General features: G+C 46.7%; 16 protein-coding genes. 4 read left to right on the top strand and 12 right to left on the bottom strand.

Going from position 1 to position 22,121, the window contains the following annotated elements:
* The first annotated feature begins 394 nt into the window (after positions 1–394).
* Complete coding sequence (locus Q5076_RS13815) at positions 395–529, top strand: hypothetical protein (protein ID WP_303014183.1); 135 nt, start codon at positions 395–397, stop codon at positions 527–529.
* 82 nt (positions 530–611) lie between these two features.
* On the top strand, positions 612–1,091 hold the full coding sequence (locus tag Q5076_RS13810; RefSeq protein ID WP_303014182.1) for an outer membrane beta-barrel protein: 480 nt from the start codon (positions 612–614) through the stop codon (positions 1,089–1,091).
* An 11-nt stretch (positions 1,092–1,102) separates the two neighbouring features.
* On the opposite strand, the gene Q5076_RS13805 is transcribed toward Q5076_RS13810, so the two are convergent.
* Together Q5076_RS13805 and yaaA are read right to left on the bottom strand one after the other, a co-directional pair.
* A complete protein-coding gene (locus Q5076_RS13805; protein WP_303014181.1) occupies positions 1,103–1,654 on the bottom strand; it encodes a sugar O-acetyltransferase in 552 nt (183 codons plus the stop codon).
* A gap of 6 nt (positions 1,655–1,660) precedes the next feature.
* Positions 1,661–2,434, bottom strand: coding sequence for a peroxide stress protein YaaA (yaaA, locus tag Q5076_RS13800; RefSeq protein WP_303014180.1), 774 nt, complete (start codon positions 2,432–2,434; stop codon positions 1,661–1,663).
* Between the two features lie 603 nt (positions 2,435–3,037).
* Between yaaA and Q5076_RS13795 the strand changes: the two genes are divergently transcribed.
* Positions 3,038–3,373 carry a hypothetical protein gene (locus tag Q5076_RS13795; protein WP_303014179.1) on the top strand — a complete coding sequence of 112 codons (336 nt, stop codon included), beginning with the start codon at positions 3,038–3,040 and terminating at the stop codon, positions 3,371–3,373.
* Here Q5076_RS13795 and carB read toward each other — a convergent pair.
* Positions 3,348–6,569: a carbamoyl-phosphate synthase (glutamine-hydrolyzing) large subunit gene (carB, locus tag Q5076_RS13790; RefSeq protein WP_303014178.1), complete on the bottom strand. Its 3,222-nt coding sequence runs from the start codon at positions 6,567–6,569 to the stop codon at positions 3,348–3,350. The two genes, Q5076_RS13795 and carB, sit on opposite strands and share 26 nt — an antisense overlap.
* A gap of 422 nt (positions 6,570–6,991) precedes the next feature.
* Between carB and trpS the strand changes: the two genes are divergently transcribed.
* Complete coding sequence (gene trpS / locus Q5076_RS13785) at positions 6,992–8,086, top strand: tryptophan--tRNA ligase (RefSeq protein ID WP_303014177.1); 1,095 nt, start codon at positions 6,992–6,994, stop codon at positions 8,084–8,086.
* An 804-nt stretch (positions 8,087–8,890) separates the two neighbouring features.
* On the opposite strand, the gene Q5076_RS13780 is transcribed toward trpS, so the two are convergent.
* The 9 genes from Q5076_RS13780 to guaB form a co-directional block, all read right to left on the bottom strand.
* Entirely contained in the window at positions 8,891–10,831 is a 1,941-nt protein-coding gene (locus Q5076_RS13780) for a RagB/SusD family nutrient uptake outer membrane protein (protein ID WP_303014176.1), read from the bottom strand.
* A 255-nt stretch (positions 10,832–11,086) separates the two neighbouring features.
* Positions 11,087–12,274, bottom strand: coding sequence for an OmpA family protein (locus Q5076_RS13775; protein ID WP_303014175.1), 1,188 nt, complete (start codon positions 12,272–12,274; stop codon positions 11,087–11,089).
* A gap of 103 nt (positions 12,275–12,377) precedes the next feature.
* Positions 12,378–14,276 carry a DNA mismatch repair endonuclease MutL gene (gene mutL / locus Q5076_RS13770; protein WP_303014174.1) on the bottom strand — a complete coding sequence of 633 codons (1,899 nt, stop codon included), beginning with the start codon at positions 14,274–14,276 and terminating at the stop codon, positions 12,378–12,380.
* A gap of 119 nt (positions 14,277–14,395) precedes the next feature.
* Positions 14,396–14,698 carry a hypothetical protein gene (locus Q5076_RS13765; RefSeq protein ID WP_303014173.1) on the bottom strand — a complete coding sequence of 101 codons (303 nt, stop codon included), beginning with the start codon at positions 14,696–14,698 and terminating at the stop codon, positions 14,396–14,398.
* A 1-nt stretch (position 14,699) separates the two neighbouring features.
* Positions 14,700–16,574 carry an OstA-like protein gene (locus tag Q5076_RS13760; RefSeq protein WP_303014172.1) on the bottom strand — a complete coding sequence of 625 codons (1,875 nt, stop codon included), beginning with the start codon at positions 16,572–16,574 and terminating at the stop codon, positions 14,700–14,702.
* Between the two features lie 22 nt (positions 16,575–16,596).
* Positions 16,597–17,979, bottom strand: coding sequence for a peptidylprolyl isomerase (locus Q5076_RS13755; protein WP_004297172.1), 1,383 nt, complete (start codon positions 17,977–17,979; stop codon positions 16,597–16,599).
* Between the two features lie 9 nt (positions 17,980–17,988).
* On the bottom strand, positions 17,989–18,834 hold the full coding sequence (locus tag Q5076_RS13750; RefSeq protein ID WP_303014171.1) for a peptidyl-prolyl cis-trans isomerase: 846 nt from the start codon (positions 18,832–18,834) through the stop codon (positions 17,989–17,991).
* 54 nt (positions 18,835–18,888) lie between these two features.
* On the bottom strand, positions 18,889–20,433 hold the full coding sequence (locus tag Q5076_RS13745) for a peptidylprolyl isomerase (RefSeq protein ID WP_303014170.1): 1,545 nt from the start codon (positions 20,431–20,433) through the stop codon (positions 18,889–18,891).
* Between the two features lie 152 nt (positions 20,434–20,585).
* Positions 20,586–22,064 (bottom strand): IMP dehydrogenase, encoded by a 1,479-nt coding sequence (guaB, locus tag Q5076_RS13740; protein ID WP_303014169.1) that lies wholly within the window; start codon positions 22,062–22,064, stop codon positions 20,586–20,588.
* Between the last annotated feature and the right edge of the window lie 57 nt (positions 22,065–22,121).

Here is a 22,121-nt window from a genome sequence, read left to right as displayed (position 1 = left end):
GCAGATGCTCTGAACCAGCTGAGCTAAACGCCCGTACACTTCCGTTTCAAAAGCGTTGCAAAGGTACGGCTTTTTTCGAAACCTCCAAACATTTCCTGTAATATTTTTCAAGAAATTTTCGGTCATATAAAAGAACAAGCTGATTATCAACCGATAAAAAAACTTTTTTTCTTCGTACTGCTTTCACTTCTCCGTTCCGTCTAACAGACATAACAAGACAAAGACAACCGCGGTTCTTTCTTTATAACGATAAAAAATACATGAAACGACCATTACGACCACAGCATTCTTATGCCTGTGCATGTCGCTTATTGCACAAGACCTGTAATTAAAAGGAAGAATCGTATCCGGCAAAGAACCGGTCAGAGGTTGCCAATGCCATCTTTCAACCGCAATGACCGATATTTACCCGGCCACCCGCGGAAAGAAACAGGCGTTCACCGGCGAAAGGATTTACGAAAAGAATCTCACCGGCAACCGGTTCAACACAGGCATCCGTTACCGGCAACCGCTAACCGGCAACTGCTGACTGAAAATCGCTGACCGAAAACAAATATGCGGGCACTTCTTCGGCAGAGACACAGTTGCAGGAGCCCTATACCTCCGTCTACATGGAATACAGCGGCAAAATAAAGGATTTCAATTATTCCTTAGGGCTGCAAGGCGACTGTTCCCGATTTAACCAGGAAGGAAAAGGATACCGGAGCCATTCATTCCTGCCCCGCATCCAGTTCACCTGCCATCTTTCCGACAATGTTCATATTCGTTACCAAGGACAAATTTCCAAGGGAATCCCCGCATTATCTGACTTGAATGATGTGGAACAGTTGATTGATTCTTTACAGATACACTGTGGGAACCCGGAATTGAAAATGCCGGCCATCTGTAATAATACACTGAACATTGACTATCGCAAAGGGCTGTCCGGCAGCAGCCTGCACCTGCCATACCAATATCAGCAGACACCCGCTATGGGGATGTCCGCCTTCACCTTCTCCCGGAATGTCAGCTTCGGACGCAAATATGCCTTTGCCGGAAAGCGGCTCCGCAACGAAGATTATCGCGCAGGCACTCTAAAGTCCGGGAAATAAAGGCTGCCCGGTCAAGACTGCTTCCGGATAACCCGCGCCGGATTCCCGACCGCCACACTGTCGTCGGGAATATCTTTCGTCACGACACTCCCCGCTCCTATCACACAACGGTCGCCTATCGTCACTCCGGGACAGAGAATGGCTCCGCCGCCAATCCAGCAGTCTTCACCGATTGTCACCGGATAGGCATACTCCTCAGAGCCTCTCCTTTCCATGTAATCCATCGGATGATGGGGCGTATAAATCTGCACGCAAGGTCCTACCAGCGTATGGGCGCCAATCGTGATATACCCGCCGTCCAGAAACGTACAATTGGCATTGACAAACACATGTTCGCCCAGCCTGATGCCATCGCCGTGGTCGCAATGAAAAGGCGGGCATATAATTGAAGTTTCAGGAATTCCCGGCACCAGTTCTTCCAACAACTTTCTGTATTCTTCATCATACGTACTCATTCCCCGCATACGCGCCAACAAATTCTTAGCGCGTTCAAAACTCGCCTGCAACTCAGGTACGGACATATCCGCCAGCAGGCTGTTTCTCATTTTTTCTATTTCCGTCATACTGTTTTATCTTTCTTTTCCGTTAACAAATACCAGCTTGTTTTCATCTGAAAGGGTTTCGTCAAACTCGAATCCTTCCCATGAGAATCCTTTCAGCTCTTCCGGGGTTTCCACTCGATTCTTTAAAATAAAACGGGCCATCTCACCGCGCGACATCTTGGTATATATCACTACCGTAGCCAGCTTTCCGTTTTTCCACACATGGAACTCAGGCGTCACGACACGTACTTCCTTTTCTACCCTTTTCCAGTCAAACAGCCCTTTCATCTCGTCACTTGCCAGATTGCACAAAACCCCTCCCGCATTCTTTATATCTTGTATAAATGTATCCGTCAACCGGGATTGCCAATAGAAAAACAGGTTCCGGTTTCCCAACTCCGGCAATACCACATCCCCTTCCAGGCGATAGGAACGAATCACATCCAACGGACGAAGCAGCCCGTAACAAAAAGAGGTCAACCGCAAATGTTCTTGGGCATATTCAAAATCCGACGCTGAAAAATCTTTAGGATTCAGGCGCTTGAACACGATTCCCGTATAAGCGAGCAAAGCAGCCGTTCCGGAACCCGCTCCGGCATGAAAAGCCTGATAGCGTTTATAATTTTCAACGGCAATCTTCGCATTCACACGTAACAGGCGTTCCAGTTCGCCCACTGAGAACTGAGACATCTGCAAGGCTATTCCGGACGCTTCTTTCTGAAAACGGGGCACAGTAGCCAAAGGCAGTTTCACCTTTGAGGTCTCACTCATCGTCTTGGCACAAGATAAAAGAACAAGCATTTCTCTATAATAATGATTCTAAAATGACAGTTATCGGGACAAAGATAGAAAATAAAACCAAAGATTGCACCAAGTTGCGGCATAAGGTTGGACAGCCCCGCCGACATCCCCTCGATACAGGGGGTTACGCCATCCGGCAACAGCCCAAAATGCCCGCCCCTATTCAAGCATAAACTGACAGGCAGCCCACGTTATCCGGCATATTGCAGTGTTATCCCTGCCCTCTTTAGTTCCATACCGGTTTCTACTGCTTGAAACTAAAGTTTCTGCTGCATGGAACTAGAGTTTCAACAGAAAGAAACCATAGTTTCAAAGGCATGAAACTAAAGTTTCCTAACTACTGAAACTACAGTTTCATACAATGGAACAAACTGTTTCATGCAATGGAACGAACCGTTTCAATAGGACGGAACATTCTATTCTGCCGTAGGAATGTACTACACTGGATTTAGTTGACAACTTCGCTTGTTATACCTAAGTGAGTTTACTCAATATCTTTCTAAAACTAAATAAGTTTACTTGTCCCTTTGTTATTCCTGTATGAGTTGTCATTTTAAAGATGTTGCAAAAGTATGAAACCGAACGGATTTAAGCAAGGGGAGCATGAAATGTAACGGACAGCTATACGGAAAAGGCTGTAAAACACTGGACAGTCACACGGAAGAGGCTATAAAAAACGGACAAGCATACGAAAGAGACTGTAAAAGCGCCGGACAGTCATATCGTTACTTGCCGCCGCAAGGTCAAAACATGAAAATCCCCTTGTTCCGGTTCCCATCCATCACTGACGGGGAACTGAACAAGGGGATTTATCTTAAAGAGGCGTCAACAAAGATTCTTTATCTTCAAAATCCGTTTCGGAACCTCATTTATCATACAACCGCTTTCAGGCGTTTGCCTGAGCAGAGGGGCATCATTTGTATTCCTGCCAGCTCTTAATCTGAATATCTTCCTGTTTCAATTCGCAGAAAGCTTCAATGAAAGCGCTCGCCAGACGAGCATTGGTAATCAGCGGAATGTTGTGGTCGATTGCGCCGCGACGGATACGATAGCCATTCGTCAACTCACGTTTACTATGGTTTTTCGGGATATTGACAATCAAATCGAACTTATGGTCGGCAATCATTTTCATTACATTGTTCTCTGCATCCGGCTTCTCGTCAGGCCAGTAAACGGGAGTCGTATCTACTCCGTGGGCATTCAGGAATGCCGCGGTTCCGGCAGTGGCATACACTTTATATCCTTTGGCAAACAGCATGCGGCTTGCATCCAGCAAATCGACTTTCGACTTCATTGCTCCGGAGGAGAACATCACTGCCTTTTCCGGGATTTTGAAGCCTGTAGCAATCATCGCATTCAGCAGCGCTTCGGAGAAATCATCGCCGATGCACCCTACTTCACCCGTGGAGGACATATCTACGCCCAGTACCGGGTCGGCCTTATGCAGACGGGAGAAGGAGAACTGGGACGCTTTCACTCCAATCCAGTCAATGTCGAATGCTGATTTGTCCGGCCGGGTGTACGGTGCGTCAAGCATGATACGGGTTGCCGTCTCGATAAAATTGCGTTTCAATACCTTAGACACGAACGGGAAGCTGCGGGATGCGCGCAGGTTGCATTCAATGACTTTCACTTCGTTGTTGCGGGCAAGGAACTGAATATTGAACGGGCCGGAGATGTTCAGCTCTTTCGCTATCTGACGGCTGATTTTCTTGATACGGCGGGCAGTAGCAAAGTAAATTTTCTGTGCGGGGAACACCAGCGTGGCGTCACCGGAATGAACGCCGGCAAATTCCACATGTTCCGAGATTGCGTACTCTACCACTTCCCCGTTTTGTGCAACGGCGTCGAACTCTATTTCTTTGGTATTTTCAAGGAACTGTGAAACAACGACCGGGTATTCTTTAGATACTTCGGCTGCCATTTTCAGGAAGTTCTCCAGTTCTTCGTCATCGTAACATACATTCATCGCCGCTCCTGAAAGCACGTAGGAAGGACGAACCAGCACCGGATAACCCACCTTGCCAACAAATCCTTTCACATCTTCGAGGCTTGTCAACTCTTGCCATGCCGGCTGGTCGATGCCCAACTGGTCGAGCATTGCAGAGAACTTGTTACGGTTTTCGGCACGGTCGATGGAGACGGGAGAAGTTCCCAACACCGGAACTGACTGGCGGTAGAGTTTCATCGCCAGGTTATTCGGAATCTGTCCGCCTACGGAAACGATTACCCCGCGGGGCTGTTCAAGGTCGATTACGTCAAGCACCCGTTCAAAAGAGAGTTCGTCGAAATACAGACGGTCGCACATGTCGTAGTCGGTAGAAACCGTTTCGGGATTATAGTTAATCATGATTGACTTATATCCCAGCTTGCGGGCAGTCTGAACGGCATTTACCGAACACCAGTCGAACTCTACGGAGCTTCCGATACGGTAAGCGCCAGAGCCCAGCACGACTACCGATTTCTCATTCTTATAATAGTTTACGTCGTAACCTTCCACCGCATAGGTCATATACAGGTAGTTCGTCAGCTCCGGATGTTCGGAGGCAACGGTGTTGATGCGTTTTACTGCCGGAAGAATGCCCAACGCTTTGCGGTGCGCACGCACTGCCAGATTTTCTTTCTCCATATTGCCTGCCGGATTCAGCACGAAGCGCGCAATCTGGAAATCGGAGAAGCCCAGTATCTTGGCTTCACGCATCACATCGGCGGGGATGTCTTCCACCTTATTATATGCGGAGAGTTTCGCTTTGTAATCAACGATATTTTTCAGTTTGCCGAGGAACCAGGGGTCAATCTTCGTCAGTTCATGGACACGCTTGATGGTATATCCTTTTTCCAAAGCCTGCGCGATAGCAAAGATGCGCAAGTCGGTCGGGCAGGAGAGTTCTTTGTCCAAATCATCGAAATGCAGGTCGTCGTTGCCTACGAACCCGTGCATTCCCTGACCTATCATACGAAGCCCTTTCTGGATGATTTCTTCGAAAGAACGGCCGATGGACATGATTTCGCCTACGGATTTCATGCTTGAACCGATTTCGCGGGACACGCCGGCAAATTTTGTCAAGTCCCAACGGGGAATCTTGCAGATATAATAGTCCAGTTGGGGAGCTACATAGGCGGAATTCGGAGTTCCCATCTCACCGATTTGGTCGAGCGAGTATCCCAACGCAATCTTCGCGGCAACGAATGCCAGCGGATAACCGGTAGCTTTGGACGCCAGTGCGGAGGAGCGGCTCAAACGGGCGTTGACTTCAATCACGCGATAATCGTCTGTTTCCGAATTAAATGCGTATTGGATGTTGCATTCGCCTACTATGCCTAAATGGCGGATACATTTGGTAGACAATTCCTGCAGCATTTTCAATTCTTTATCATCGAGCGAACAGGTAGGAGCCACAACAATGGATTCACCGGTATGGATGCCCAGCGGGTCGAAGTTCTCCATGCTGGCTACGGTAAAGCAGTGGTCGTTAGCGTCGCGAATCACTTCGAATTCGATTTCTTTCCAGCCTTTCAGGGATTCTTCCACCAGGATTTGCTTGGAGAATGCGAAAGAGCTTTCGGCAAGTTTCAGGAATTCTTCTTCATTCGTGCAGATGCCGCTGCCAAGTCCTCCCAACGCATAAGCCGAACGTACCATAACGGGATAACCGATTTTACGGGCGGCGGCAATCGCATCTTCCATGCTTTCCACTGCCTGGCTTACGGGGGTTTTCATTTCTATCTCATCCAGTTTCTTCACAAACAGGTCGCGGTCTTCCGTGTACATGATAGCCTCTACCGACGTGCCGAGCACTTTCACACCGTATTTGTCAAGAATACCTTTCGTATAGAGTTCCGCACCGCAATTCAACGCCGTTTGCCCGCCGAATGCCAGCAGGATGCCGTCCGGACGCTCTTTCTTGATAATCTCTTCTACGAAATAAGTAGTCACGGGAAGGAAATACACTTTATCGGCAATTCCTTCAGAAGTCTGAATGGTCGCGATGTTCGGGTTTACCAATACTGAACTGATACCTTCTTCTTTCAAAGCTTTCAGCGCTTGCGAACCGGAGTAGTCGAACTCTCCGGCCTGTCCGATTTTGAGTGCTCCAGAACCCAAAACGAGAACTTTCTTGATTTCCTTTTCCATTTCTTTTGTTGTTATAATAAGTTGTTATTTCTAAGTTCGTCCATAAAAAAAATGCGTTACCCTCAAAAAAGGATTAACGCATTACCAAAGAACTAAAATATCGTTTTTGGAGAAAAGAGAAGAAGTCTGCCGTTTCCGGGTGCAAAACATCCGAATGTAGATAATACTTACTTCTGATTTCCTGTTGATTCATTGTTAGCTTCAAAATTTGTGCAAAGTAACGACATATTTTGCACATGACAAAAAGAAACGTTCACTTTTTTGCAGAAAGATTCGACCTGCAACGAAGGCCGTACCGATAAGGATTACGGAACTTGCCCGATTGCCGGCGCCGGCAATGAAGTACTTCCATTTTAATGCATCTTTCAGTTTTTATCCTTATCTTTGCCGCTAAGTTTTACGAAATAATCAAGGTAATAATCATGGGAAAAGAAAAAATCATATTGACGGGCGACCGTCCTACCGGAAGACTTCATATCGGTCATTATGTCGGTTCTTTAAAACGCAGAGTGGAATTGCAGGATGCGGGCGGTTACAGCAAGATGTTTGTCTTTATCGCTGACGCGCAGGCTTTGACGGATAATATTGACAATCCTGAAAAGGTGCGCCAGAATGTGGTTGAGGTGGCTCTTGACTATCTGGCATGCGGGCTGGACCCTTCTAAAGTCACTATTTTTATCCAATCGCAGATACCGGAATTGTGCGAGCTCAGTTTTTATTATATGGACCTCGTGAGCGTATCCCGCCTGCAACGCAATCCGACCGTGAAGTCTGAAATCCAGATGCGTAATTTCGAAGCGAGCATACCGGTAGGTTTTTTCACTTATCCCATCAGCCAGGCTGCCGATATCACCGCTTTCCGGGCAACAACCGTTCCTGTGGGCGAAGACCAGGAACCGATGCTGGAACAGGCGCGCGAGATTGTCCGCCGTTTTAATTATATCTACGGCGAAACACTGGTGGAGCCGGAAATCCTGCTGCCGGACAATGCGGCTTGTCTCCGCCTGCCGGGAACCGACGGTAAAGCGAAAATGAGCAAGTCGCTGGGGAACTGCATTTATTTATCGGAAGAGCCGGAAGATGTCCAAAAGAAAATCATGAGCATGTACACCGACCCCGGACATCTGCGGGTACAGGACCCGGGAAAGATTGAGGGGAATACGGTATTTACCTATCTCGATGCTTTCTGCCGTCCCGAACATTTCGGACGTTATTTGCCGGACTATCCGAATCTTGACGAATTGAAAGCCCACTATCAACGCGGCGGGCTAGGCGACGTGAAGGTGAAACGTTTCCTGAACGCCATCATGCAGGAGACACTGGAACCCATCCGTAACCGCCGTAAAGAATTCAGCAAGGATATCCCCGCTGTTTATGACATGTTACGGAAAGGGTGCGAAGTAGCCAGGACTGCCGCTGCCGAGACTTTGGCTGATGTCAAGAAGGCGATGAAAATCAACTATTTCGATGATAAAGAGTTGATTGAGGAACAGGTGAAACGTTTTTCCCAAGAATAAGGGAATTGTTTTACTCATAAAGCTACCGTCAACGGAGTATCTGCCTTATAAGGAGATATTCATAAAATATAGGGGGTGTGTCGAAACTAAGATGAACACTCGGAACAGTTCAGATTGGAACTGATAAACATAAAAATGGCCGTATCATTACTCAATAATAGAGTTGATACGGTTTTTTTATTGCCGGTAAAGAGTGGCGGGGTTCAGATAAAGAGTGTCCAGGTTCAGATGAAGAGTGTCGGATTTCAGATAAAGAGTGGCGGATTTCAGACAAAGAGTGCCCAGGTTTCAGATGAAGAGTGCTCAGGTTTCAGATGAAGAGTGCTCAGGTTTCAGATGAAGAGTGCCGGGTTTCAGATAAAGAGTGCCGGGTTCCAGATAAAGAGTGCCGGGTTTCAGATAAAGAGTACCCAGGTTTCAGATAAAGAGTACCGGGTTTCAGATAAAGAGTGCCCAGGTTTCATATGAAGAGTTCATTTCCTCTAAAATTGAATTTTGCCCCCCTTTTTGTATCTTTAAGTATTCCGTGCAGCAAGAGGCCGGACAATAAGACTGAAAGGCTCTTCCAAAAGACGTAAAAATTATTTTTCTTCCGAAGGGAAGACAGCCCCAGCGGTTCTGGAATCACATACGGACTTCTTCAGATACGGCATTGATAGAATATCTGGACGGTAATATCCTATTATCAGATGTTTTGCGGTACTCTCAGACTGGCCTTATAAAGGGAAACATGCCTATAAAGGGGTATATGAGAATATGCCCCGGCCGTTTCCGGACGAAAACATGACGCGGCGGATGTCATATTCATGATGCGGGAGTTTGAGAAAGGCTCTTTTTATAGCCGGGATTCTGGTCCATCTTAGCATTCAAGATAAGTTCGCGCATCGGAACAGGGTAAAGGGTTTCATATTGCTGTATGCCTAATCTTGAGACAGCCAGGTCTAAACGCCTCAACAGGACAAAATATCCGTAATCCTTACCTATCGCCTTCTCCCAAAGGCCGGCAATTTCCGTACAAATCTCACCGGAGGGCAAGGATGGCAACTCCGCCATTTTCAAGGATGTCCTCACTTTGTTTATCTGAACCAGCGCCTCATCGTATTTTCCAAGACGGAATAGAGCCTCTGCATCATTCAAGACGATGCCTGTAAACCGATAGATGGGATGCAATGTACCTTCTTGCCGAATCAATTCTCCGAAATAGGAAGAGACAGCGGATTCCGTTAATTTTAAAGAGAATATTTCTTCACGGTTGTTTTCCGTATAGATTGATTGTTCTCTGCCCAAAAGCGCATAACTTTCACGATTAACAATCGCTTTCAGTTGTGCCGCCGCTTCTTGATAATCTGCCGCTTCTTTTTCCAGCATCGCATTCGCGAGTATGGCCCGTGCCCAATCTTTGGATACGAGCAAGTTATCTTCGGAAGTATCCGGCAAATCAGGTAACACGGTTTTGAGTTCATTGATGACAAAGGCAAGCACTTCTTCTTTCGGCGTTCTGGGAATATCAAGCTTGTCTCCCAAATCCAGCCGGCAGGTCACAAGCGGGACTTTTCCCCAATGTTGCACCATGTCCAAATAGATGCAGCTTCTCAACAAACGGACTGAACAGAGATAAGGTTTTACATCAAAACCGGAACTTGAATAATCCTGTTCCATTAAGGTATGTATCATCCTCATAACTACATAAGCGCGCTCCCAAGCATTTCCTATCAACACATTGTCCGGACTTATCTGCATGCCGGGTATCGTTGCCTGTTTACACCGTAGAGCGTCCGATACCGCCATAAGCTGGAAATAGTCGCTCACACTGGCATGGATGGATTCCATATATCCCCTGCAACTCTGCTCGTCTTTCCAATGATTTTCTTCCGGCTCAATCACGGCAGGGTTGTCTTTGTCTTCATCACCGATTGTCTCGTCTTTCTCATCCAATATGCCGTCGCCATTGCCGTCAATGTATTTCCGGATATTGCCGATGGCAATTTCCGTCCCCTGTGTCTTATAATATGCTTTCAGACGGTCCGTCACCGACAGGGCATCCACATTCGTTTCTCCGTAGAAAATCTCTTCCAGCAGCAATTCGTCGGTAATTGCCCCGTTTTCCGCAAATTCATTGCTTAACTTGGAGATGAATTCGGAGAACTCGCTTTCTGTTTTACCATAAAGCAAAACGGAAGAGACAGCCAGCAACATTGCCGCATTCTCATCTCCGTCCGTCAAACCGATTTGTTCCGGGTTCTTGAATTCCGTAAGGATATGAAAGACTTTCAACAGTTCTCTTTCCGCTGTTTTTTTAGCATCCGCAAAGCTCTTGCCTTCTTTCATCAGCTTTTTCACACGCTTAAATTCCAGATGGGTCAGAATGTTCACATTCGCACTCTTCTTGTCGGTAAAATCGGTAATGGCGTTCAGACGGATTTGTGAACGGGAACGCTGCCCTTCCACCTCATTATAAAAGTAACCGCTGATTTCAAGCTCTGCATAGCGGCCGGACAATTCGATTCCCGGAAAAATAAATTCTCCTTTATCGTTGATTGTTTCCGTCTTAAAGTTTTTTCCTGTCTGGCCCAGTGTTTCATCCAGTTCATAAAGGATAACTTTTGACCCGGTAAGGAAAGGGCCTTTCTCGATAATACCGCCGACATTGTTTACGGAACCGGAATTTTCATCTTTCTCTGAACAGCCGGATAGCCCGACAACCATTATGAACAGAATGAATACTTTACAGACAGATTGAGTCATCTCGCATGTTTTTGTTATTATTGCCGCAAAGATAGTCAATAATCAATCACCGCAACCGATTGTGACCCGATTATCCGTTTTTTTATTCTTTCATTATCAGGCTGATTGCATTTTCCGCGGTTTTTACCGTCTCACCGGGTAGGATATGAAATAAAAACGGCTGAAAGCGAAACGCCCTGTCCGGGGTCCGCTTCCAGCCGTTTTTATCTTCCGGCAAGCGATTACAGAGAATCGCCGGATGCTGAATTCATTTTATCATTGCGCCGATTCCACCAGTACGACACGGTTCAGAATCGGTTGCCCGAACTTGTCAACACCGCCGCCGGCTGCGACTTTCAACCTGTCGGCAGAAATGCCGTACTTCTTCACCAGCAGATCTTTGACTACCTGCGCACGCTCCAGGCTTAACTTCTGATTGAAAGCGGGGGTACCGGTTGCCGAGTCTGCATATCCGTTGATTGTATAGGTGGTATTCGGGAATTCTTTTATCTTGCTAGCAAGATATGACAGATTCATTTCTTCCTGCGGAGACAATTTATCGGAACCGATTTTGAAGAATACGGTACGCGGAGCGATATTGGTATCCGTAATGACGACTTCTTCCGTTTCTTCTACTTCCACCGGTTGTTTGGCATTCGCCAACTGTTGTTGCAACTGCATGTTGGCAGCCGCCATCGCATTCATCTGGTCACGCATCTGGCTCAATTCTATCTCGGAGATAATCTGCGGAACCGGACGTTGGAATCCGCGGGTCGGGAAATAGTAGGTTACTCCCAGGGTAGCTCCCAGGATGCCGTCATAATCGCGCTTGCCTCCGCGCTCTCCGTCAAACTTGCCTTCCAGCCCTGTCGCGCTCAACTCCAGGTTCAGGTCAACGGCGCTCGACAAACGGAAACGGTTGATGATACCTGCATTGAAGGTAGCGGTATTGGTATGAGGACGGGAATAAGCATGAGCCCAGCCGGCGCCGATATACGGGATGATTTCATAGACGCGGTCAGGATTGTAACCGCCGAAAAGCGCGTTCAGGTTAATCATCAAATCTCCGTGCAGGTTCATATAGTCCCATCTCTGTTTGTAGGAACCGTCGTCTCTCGGACCGCCGATGACATACTCGGCAGTCTCGCTGGTGGTAAATCCTTTGGCTTGCAGGCCGCTGTATTGCAGGCGTACCCCAAATCCCGGAGTGACCCATTTACCGACGGATACATTGAATGTAGGAGCGATACGGTCTCTGAATTTACCGATATGGTCGCTATTTCCATACAGCACCTGTGCTCCGCCTCCTACTGAGAAGAACCAGTTGCTCCAGAAAGGGTTAGTTATTACTTGATATTTATCTTGCACCTGAATAACCTCATATTCAGTTACAGTCATCGTCTGCTGCGCAGAAGCGACAGACGCAACGCCGGCAAACGCCAGCAACATTAGAATCTTTTTCATATACCTAATAGTTAAGTGGTTATTTAAATCTTTTTCTTTGTTGAACTATTTAAATAACACGAACAGAACTAAAAGGTTTTAGGAAAAGATGAATTTATTTGTTTCATTTGAATAAACGTTCGATGTCTTCTTCCTTGACGGTAGCCAGAATCGTTTTTCCATCCGGGGTGTAATTCGGTGAGGGACAAGCGAAAAGGCTGTCTACGAGATTCATCATCTCTTCATTGCTCAACACCTGCCCGTAGACGATGGCTGTCGCCCGCGCTAACGTCAGGGCCAGTATGCTTTGGATTTCTCCCTTGACATCATTTCCCTTTTCCATAGCCGTATGCAGCATATTGCGCACCAGCTCGACCGGATTGAGCCCTTCGATGCCCGAAGGAACGCCGTTAACGGCATAACTGCCGCCGCCCAGGTCGCTCAAATCAAAGCCTACGGCTGTCAAATCATCCATGATGCTTTGCAGCACTGTGGCCTCGGAAGCCGGCAGTTGCAATATTTCCGGGAAAAGAACGCCTTGCGACACGCCTTGTTTCTGCTGAATCTGGCTCAGATACCGGTCAAACAGCACGCGAATATGTGCCCTGTGCTGGTCTATCAACATCAGCCCGGACTTTACGGAGGTCAATATGAATCTTCCCTTAAACTGCAAATGCTGGTTGCCTTTTTCTATGACGGAATCGTTTCCATATAGACTGGAAGAAACCGCCGACACGGCTTTCTCCGCCCGGCTTTCCATAACGACAGGCATTTCTCCGGCAGAAGGTTCTTCTCGCTCTGTTTCCGGTTCCGGCTGCGGGCTGTTCATTTTACTGGCTTTGGTCAAGCCGCCGTATAAATCTTCCCATTCCACCTTCGGACGGCTGTATGACCCACCCGCGCCTCCCGGAGAGACTTTGAAGGGATTGTAGTCCGAATTATACCGCACTGTCGGAGGTGCGGAAGACTGTTTTTGTTCGAAAGCCGGAATGTCCGGCATATCTTCCGTATCAAAATCAATGGAAGGAATGGCGCTGAACTTGCCCAACGATTCTTTGACCGCCGCAGAAAGTATTTGCCAGATGGCTTGCTCGTTCTCAAATTTGATTTCGGTCTTTGTCGGATGGATGTTTACGTCTATATTAGCCGGGTCTACTTCAAAATAAATGAAATAAGAAATCTGTTCGCCGGCGGGAATCAACTGTTCGTAGGCTTCCATCACCGCTTTATGGAAATAAGGATGGCGCATATAACGCCCGTTGACAAAGAAATACTGATGGGCTCCTTTCTTACGGGCTGTTTCCGGCTTGGCTACGTACCCGGAGATTTTCACCATCGTGGTGTTTACCTCTATATTCAGCAACTGTTGGTTGATTTTCTTTCCGAAGATTCCCATGATACGCTGGCGCAACGGAGAAACCGGCAGGTTGAATAGCTCCGAGTCATTGCTGTGAAGGGAAAAGGATACATCCGGATGAACCAGAGCGATGCGTTCGAACTCAGCGAGGATATTACTAAGTTCCGTCGAGTTTGCTTTCAGGAATTTCCGGCGTGCCGGCACATTGAAGAAGAGGTTCTTTACGGAGAAGTTGCTTCCCTTGGAACAGGAGACGGCTTCCTGGCTCTCTACCTTAGAGCCTGCTACCTGCAGCCTGGTCCCCAGCTCTTCCGATTCCGGGCGTGTTTTCAGCTCTACCTGTGCCACCGCCGCGATAGAGGCAAGCGCCTCTCCGCGAAATCCCATCGTACGCAAGGCGAACAAGTCGGCAGCTTCCCGAATCTTTGAGGTGGCATGCCGCTCGAAAGAAAGGCGGGCATCTGTCTCGGACATGCCTTTCCCGTCGTCAATCACCTGGATACAGGTTTTCCCCGCATCGGTCACTAATACGTGTATATTCTGCGCCTCCGCGTCAATTGCATTTTCTACTAGCTCTTTGACAACAGACGCAGGCCGCTGTATCACTTCACCGGCAGCAATCTGATTAGCTACCGAGTCTGGTAACAAATGAATTATATCGCTCATACTTCGTTAATTAACAATTAAAAATTAAAATCCGGGAATCGTATTCCGTCAAACCAATGCCACAGACTTTCAATATCCAGCTCTTTCCTCTTCTTTAATTTTTAATTTATAACTTTTAATTAAAAACTCCAGCTTCCCGTTGCCAGGTAGTGCCACAAATACAGAAGAAAAGCGATGATTATCAATATGACTCCAAAAGAAACAGGTTTGCGGCCACTGGCTTTCCGCCGTTTCAAATGGGTAGTTCCCTCAATGAACTTACCACGGATATCTTCCGGTCTGAACTCTTTTTCCGGAAGCATTCCCAAGTCACGTTTTGCTTTCTCTTCCATTTTAGCGAGCTTTTCTTTCCGCTCGTCTACGTAAATGTACTGATGATGAAAGCCGCGCGGTTTTCTCATCGAATTGAAAAACATTCCCATACTACATACTAATTAAGTTTCGCTTATCTGTTTTCGGCCTCCGGTCGGTAGTCGGTTTCAGGGTCTCCCCTGCCCGCTTGCCTCTCCAGTTGAAAATATCTTCTTTATTCAGCGGGCGTACATAGTCAAACCATGCGAAAGTAGGCAAACGCAATTTGTCGGGCGGTATCTGGTCCATCGGATACATCGTTCCGTTCGACTTTCCGATGAACAGCCCTTTTTCCATTTTCCTGTCTTTCATATAAAGATGGAGCACACTTCCTTCCAGACAATTGAATCCGGTCATCGTGCTGTCTTTCTCTTCCGGATAGAAAGCGGTCAGCACATTGCCGACGACCTCGATATGGCGCATATCGCCATCTATAAAATAGGCTTTCATCTCTTTGCCGGACACTTGATTGTAATGGATGGAATCTTTCATTTCCACCGTCAACGCCTGATTGATTATATGTGCCCAGTCAATGGTGCTGTCATTCATATAAATCTTGATTTGTTCGCCGAGCAACTGCTGACCTTCATTCCAGAGAATGGGGTCGGTGTACATAGTCATACAGGAGTCTTTTGAATTATAGACCAACGAATCGCATACTCCCTGCACGTCCGTACGATACATGCGGACTTTGTGGAAGGCTTTCATCAACCGGAACAGGGAATCCGTATTCAGATTGTAAGATACCATCTGCAAGGTGTCGGCATGCATGAAGAGACTGTCGCCCTGCGAATAATCAATGGCTACGGCGCGCTTGGTAGCAAAAGCGGAGTCGGTCAGTTCGTTGTAGAAACAATAATCTCCCGTCAACATGTTCTTGTTGATGACATCCGTCATTCTCACATTGTCGAACGCTTCTCCATAACCGGCCACACGGTCGTAAAACAGACTGTCTCCCACCAGTTTTTTTCCCTGGTTAGTCAGGACGGAACGGTCCAGAAGTTCCGCCTGTTCGGTCAGGGTATTGTAGAATCCTCTTTCCGAATAGATATGGTTATTATCGCTGACGATGTCCGAAGGTCCGAGAATAACGGCTATCTTGTTCTCCGTATTGTATCTCAACGTATCGGAAGTTAACACGAACTTCGGATTAACCAGCTTCACATCATGATTGAAAACCGATTGTTTCGTGGCAGGACTATACTCGCCCCAGTCTGAAGTCAATACATTTTCTTCATCCATCAGTGTTCCGCCTTCGAAATAATAACCAAGTTCATAAAGACGGTCATAGTTCAGACTGTCTGTCAGCAGAGTCGTATTCCGGTTAATCATCTTCACATTTTCACGAAGCTGCGCTATCTGCGTCATACCGTCATAGTAAAGATAATCGCCATAGATGAACAAGGTGTCTCCCTGTTCCATACGGACGTTTTCAAAAGCTTCCACCGAATTGGTTTTCTCAAAAATCAACGCGCTGTCACAGTACATATACATACTGTCATGACGCAACTTCACATTGCCGACCAAGATTTGCACATCGGGACGAGCCAACTTATCCGCTTGCCCTTCGTCGGCATGAAGCAGGTAAACCTTCGTCTTCTTGTTCTCCGGCTGTTTCTTGTCTTCCGGTTGCTTCCTGGCTTCCAGTTGTTTCCTGTCCTCCGGCTGCGTCTTGTTCTCCGGATGCTTCCTGTCCTCCGGTTGTTTCTTATTCTCCGGCAGCTTCTTACTCTCCGGCTGTTTCCCGGCATCCGCCGCCCGTCCGTTGCCGCTTTCCATCGTCCGGGAGGTATCCGCAACCTGCTTTACCGAATCCCTGTCCGGTTTCAGATGATGTCCCCCAGGTCTCACCTGAGCTGCAAGACATACACCAAACAGGCATAGAAAGCCTATAAGGAGCCATCTATGCCTGTCTTGTTGTTTATTTTTCTTATTCTTTTTCAGCATATAAAGTCAAAGCAAGGTTATATCAGTCATTCTTGACCCAACCCGGATACTTGAAGTCACACTTCTGCCAGTTTTCGTTGATGCGTACATAAGTGTGTTTTTGCTTGTTCAGAATCCATTTCTGCAACACCTCTTCGCGACGCTTATCCATTACGATTTCTTTCAGATCCTGATAGTCTTCCGCGATGGTTGCTTTATGACCATTGATTTTGGTTTTCAATTTCACGATAGCGCATACTTCTTTTCCATCTTTCTCATTAATCATTGTAAAAGCTTTGGAAATCTCACCAACATTCATCTTATCCACTACTTTAGCAACGTCTTGAGGAAGATCCTGCATCTGGAACTTAGAAGTAGTGATACCTGAATGTTCATTGATGTTCACCATGATACCGTGATTGTTACGGGTATCCTTATCTTGTGAGATAACAGCAGCTGCATCATCAAATGTGAATTTATTAGCACGAATATCATCTGCAATAGAATCCAGACGGGCACAAGCCTCGGTCAGTTCTTTTTCCGATACTTTCGGACGCAACAGGATATGGCGGGTATTAACACGGTCACCACGCTTCTCAATCAACTGGATAATATGGAAACCAAATTCCGATTCTACAATTTTGGAAACTTTCTTCGGGTCCTGCAAGCTGAATGCCACATTCGCATAAGCGGGGTCCATCATACCACGTCCCATAAATCCACATTCACCACCTTTAATGGCAGAAGCCTTATCTTCAGAATACAAACGTGCCAATGTAGAGAAGTCGATTTCTCCTTTTGTCACACGATCCGTATAATCACGCAGTGTCCTCTTTACATCCTCGATTTCCGAAACGGGTATTTTAGGTTGCAAAGTAATAATCTGCACTTCCACCTGTGTAGGAATGTAAGGGATACTATCCTGTGGAAGGTCTTTGAAGTAACGGCGTACTTCTGCCGGAGTCACTTTGATATCTCCTGCCAGTTTCTGCTGCATCTTCTGAACCGTCAATCCGTCACGTGCATTATCACGCAAAGTTTCACGAATCTGGGTGGATGTTTTATTGAAATACTCCTCCATTTTCTCTCTGGAACCGATCTGCTGGATGTACATATTGGTCATCATATCCACACGCTGGATGATTTCCGCTTCGGAAACCTCGATACTGTCCAACTTTGCCTGATGCAGGAATAACTTCTGCACAGCAATCTCTTCAGGAATTACACAATAAGGATCGCCTTCGAATCTGCGTCCATTATACAAGGCATCCATACGGGCCTCTTCTACATCTGATTTTAAAATAGCTTCGTCACCTACTACCCAAACTACTTCATCAACCACATTATCTTGTGCATAGGTTGCCACATTAGCAAATATTGCCAGGACAAGGGTAACAACAAATCTAAAGTTCACAAACTTCTTCATTCTTTGTATTTAATAATTATATATAATCTTTTTCTTATTTACCGCCCGCTGGTACAGGTCGTTCTTTACCTGTTCCATAAAACTCACCCGCTTCTGGTTGAGCAATAAATCTTTTACTTCCGAACGCGCGAACTCATACGGTTTCTCTTCCTCTGCTCCGCGATAATCACTCACATTCAGGAAATAATAAAATGCCGTGTCTTTCAGTTCTATCTGACGATGCTTGTCCACATACTCTTCCGGCGCATCCGTTTTCAACGGAATCATATCCAGCACATCCGTCAAAGCCACCCATTTATCATAGAAATATTCATATTTCACCGCATTCTGCAAACTGTATTTTTCCAGACTTTCCACCGCATCCTGCTTTTCCGTCTTATACCATTTACGGACATTATTCAGTTGCGGGGCCGTCAACGGCACCTTGATAAACAATCCCTTAATCAGCGGATATTCCAACTTGAACAATTCTTTGTTTTTCTCATAATAATCCGAAATCTCCTGCTCCGAAATATCATTCGACAACTTTTGATTGATTAGTTCTTGCTGATAGGTATGCATAATCAAGGCTCTCCGATAGTTTTCCACCAACTTATCCACGTCTACATTGTCAGGGATATTGTTCGCCGCCTTTTCATATAATAAAATATCTTCCGCCCAACTACGAATATAATGCTCGGCAAACAGGATGCTATCGTCTTTCGACAATCCGACAGGAAGCGCGGATATCAAATCTTCCTTATACAAAAAGTTGCCGTCCACCTCTACCAAAGGAGTCTTGCCTTTATGGTCGCGTTGCTCTTTGCAGGCGCCACACCCTAAAAGGGTAATCAGTAAGAGGACTAATATTCGCATTATCAATTGAAATCTACATATTTAGGGTACGAAGATAGTGAATAATCGGTTACATCAGTTATTATTAACGGTTTTTAAAACCTCCGGGTCTATTTCAATCTTGGCCGAATCCTTTAATTCCCGCGTCCAATACATGTCGAGATAGTTCCGGTAATCTTCCCGCACCCGGTCTATGACTTCCCGATAATCATCCGGACCTTTCTGTTTCCTGCCGGCAACAGCAGTAAAAGGATAGGACATTAAAGGGGTAAATCCTCCTTTCTTGAAAACCAGTTTATCTACATATTCATTATCCCCGTCGGCAAAAACTCCCTGTTCGACTTTTATCTTTTCCGCTCCGGACGTATTAAAAGTTTGGCATAACACTTCCGCCCATTTCTCTTCCGGTATTTTCTTCAACAGTTTTTTAGCCCGCCTGGCTGTTTTTTTATCGGCACAATGAAGGACGATTCCTTTATATCGCGGACGTTCCCAACGGTAGTCCGAAGTATGAAATTTAAAATAAGTAGCCAGGCCTGCCCGGTCGTTCATTGCCGGCCAGTCAATTTTCCGGCGGTTTATCGCCGCAACAAGGTAATTCTCGGCAGCCTCCTGCAAAATAAAACGAATTTCCGGGTATTTCCGCTCCAGATTCCCGGCTTCATAATCCAGCAATGATTTAGCTATAAACCCGTCCAACTGCCGTTTCAATGCCTGAGGGTGCGAAGCAGCAAACTGTCTGAACAGCTCTCCGGAATACGGTTGCCCGTCAATTGTAAACAAAACTCGCCCCGTCCTGCCTTTGGCTGACAATTCCTCTATGCCCTCCCGGACGGGAACATAACGCCACTCTCTTTTCAGCCTGTCCACCACGGCCTCCGTGCTCTTATCCAAATTCTCTCCACGTCTCAAACGTTCCGCCAGTTTATCATAAACGTCCTCATACGCCGGCATCCCTTTCCGGTCGGTCACTTTCAGGATATGAATCCCTTCAGGGGTAAAAAAGGGTTCGGAAATTTCTCCTTTTGCCAAAGAAAATGCGACTTTCTCAAATTCTTCAGTAGTCTGGAGGCGGGTCACCCACCTACTGCCCACTTCATCCGAATACAATTGTACCCAACGGGCAAAATCCGAATCCGGCTGTTTCCTCATCATTTGCCGGATAGAATCCATCCGGTTCTTTTCTTCCTCCAAACGCCTGGGGGTGATTGTCTGCGGCAATCGCCTAAAAACCTGCATGACTTGCACCTGTTCACCCAGTTCCTGAAGCCCTCCGTTTCGATACAGGGCACGCATGCAACTGTCCATCACCTGCCTGTCCGTCAGATAAGATTCGACCAACCGGGCACGCCACTCTTCCTGCCGCCTGCGGAAAACGGAAGCCGTATCCAATCCTGCAGCTCTGGCCGCCTCAACCCTCAGCTTGGATTGAATGAAAATCCCGGCGTACTTTTCAGGAGAAATCCCGGAACCCGCTTTATCGGCATAACGGCGATAGAAATACTCAAATTCGGAACGAAGCACTTCTTTCCCGTTAATCCTCATCAAAACCGGCTCTTCCTGCGCGAAAGCCACAAAGCTCAAAAGACAGAACCACCCCGTAAGCAGATTTCTTTTCATTCTCATTTTTTATTTTCCATACGACAAAGTAAATGGCAGCGGCAAATAATGATTGACAAACAACAAACGGTGAGCAGCAAACATACAGCCTGTTCACCGTTCACCGTTAAAAATTCACCGTTTATATCTATGTTATCCGGTTTCCCGTTCTATTATTCCGGACGGCTATAGTTGGGCGATTCGCTCGTAATCGTTACGTCGTGCGGATGGCTTTCCATTACACCGGCATTGGTAATGCGGGTGAACTTGGCATCATGAAGCTTTTCAATATTTGCGGCGCCGCAATATCCCATACCGGCACGCAAACCGCCGGTCAACTGATAAATGACTTCGTAAAGCGTGCCTTTATAAGGTACACGGGCTGCAATACCTTCCGGAACGAGTTTTTTCACATCGGCAGTCCCGCTCTGGAAATAACGGTCTTTCGAACCATTTTCCATAGCCTCCAAAGAACCCATGCCGCGGTATGATTTAAATTTACGTCCATTGAAGATGATTGTATCTCCCGGCGACTCTTCCGTACCGGCCACCAAAGACCCAATCATAACGCTGTATCCGCCGGCAGCCAACGCTTTTACGACATCCCCGGAATAGCGCAACCCGCCGTCTGCAATCAGAGGAATTCCCGTACCTTCCAGCGCTTTCGCCACATCGTACACAGCCGACAACTGCGGAACGCCTACGCCGGCAACGACACGGGTCGTACAGATAGAACCCGGACCGATACCTACTTTCACAGCATCAGCACCCGCTTCCACCAACGCCTTCGCAGCCTCTCCGGTCGCAATATTACCGACTACGATGTCAATATCCGGAAAACGTTTCTTCGCCTCTTTCAATTTCTCAATCACATACATGGAATGTCCATGAGCCGTATCAATGACAATGGCATCCGCACCTGCATCCACCAAAGCCTGCATACGGTCTAAAGTATCCGCTGTCACTCCCACGCCGGCAGCTACACGCAAACGTCCTTTGGCATCTTTACAAGCCATCGGTTTATCCTTTGCCTTTGTGATGTCCTTATAAGTAACCAGACCAATCAATTTCCCGTCTTTTCCGACAATGGGGAGCTTCTCAATCTTATGTTTTTGAAGGATTTGTGCTGCAGATTCCAAATCAGTGGACTGATTGGTCGTAACCAGTCTTTCTTTCGGAGTCATGACAAGGTCGATATGCTTTGCCATATCTCTTTCAAAACGCAAATCCCTGTTAGTGACAATACCTACCAGATAACCTTCATCATCCACCACAGGGATACCGCCGATTTTATAATCAGCCATGATATCCAAAGCATCACGAACGGTAGAGCCCCTCTTTATCGTCACAGGGTCATAAATCATACCGTTTTCCGCACGTTTCACAATGGCGACCTGCCTTGCCTGTTCCTCGATAGACATATTTTTGTGAATCACGCCGATACCGCCTTCACGAGCAATGGCAATAGCCATTTTCGCCTCGGTAACCGTATCCATGGCAGCCGTCACAAAAGGAATTTTTAACTCGATGTTTCTTGAAAACTTAGTCGTGAGATCGACAGTACGCGGTAAAACTTCAGAATAAGCGGGGATTAACAATACGTCGTCGTAAGTCAACCCGTCCATTACAATCTTATCAGCAATAAATGACATAGGGCTATGCGTTTAAAAATTATTGCGTGCAAATATACGGTTTTTATTCAAAACCGC

The sequence above is a fragment of the uncultured Bacteroides sp. genome (genome assembly GCF_958445495.1).
In the GTDB taxonomy this organism is placed as follows: domain Bacteria; phylum Bacteroidota; class Bacteroidia; order Bacteroidales; family Bacteroidaceae; genus Bacteroides.
The sequence above is the reverse complement of the archived record's forward strand: the minus strand, read 5'-3'. Positions and strand labels throughout refer to the sequence as shown.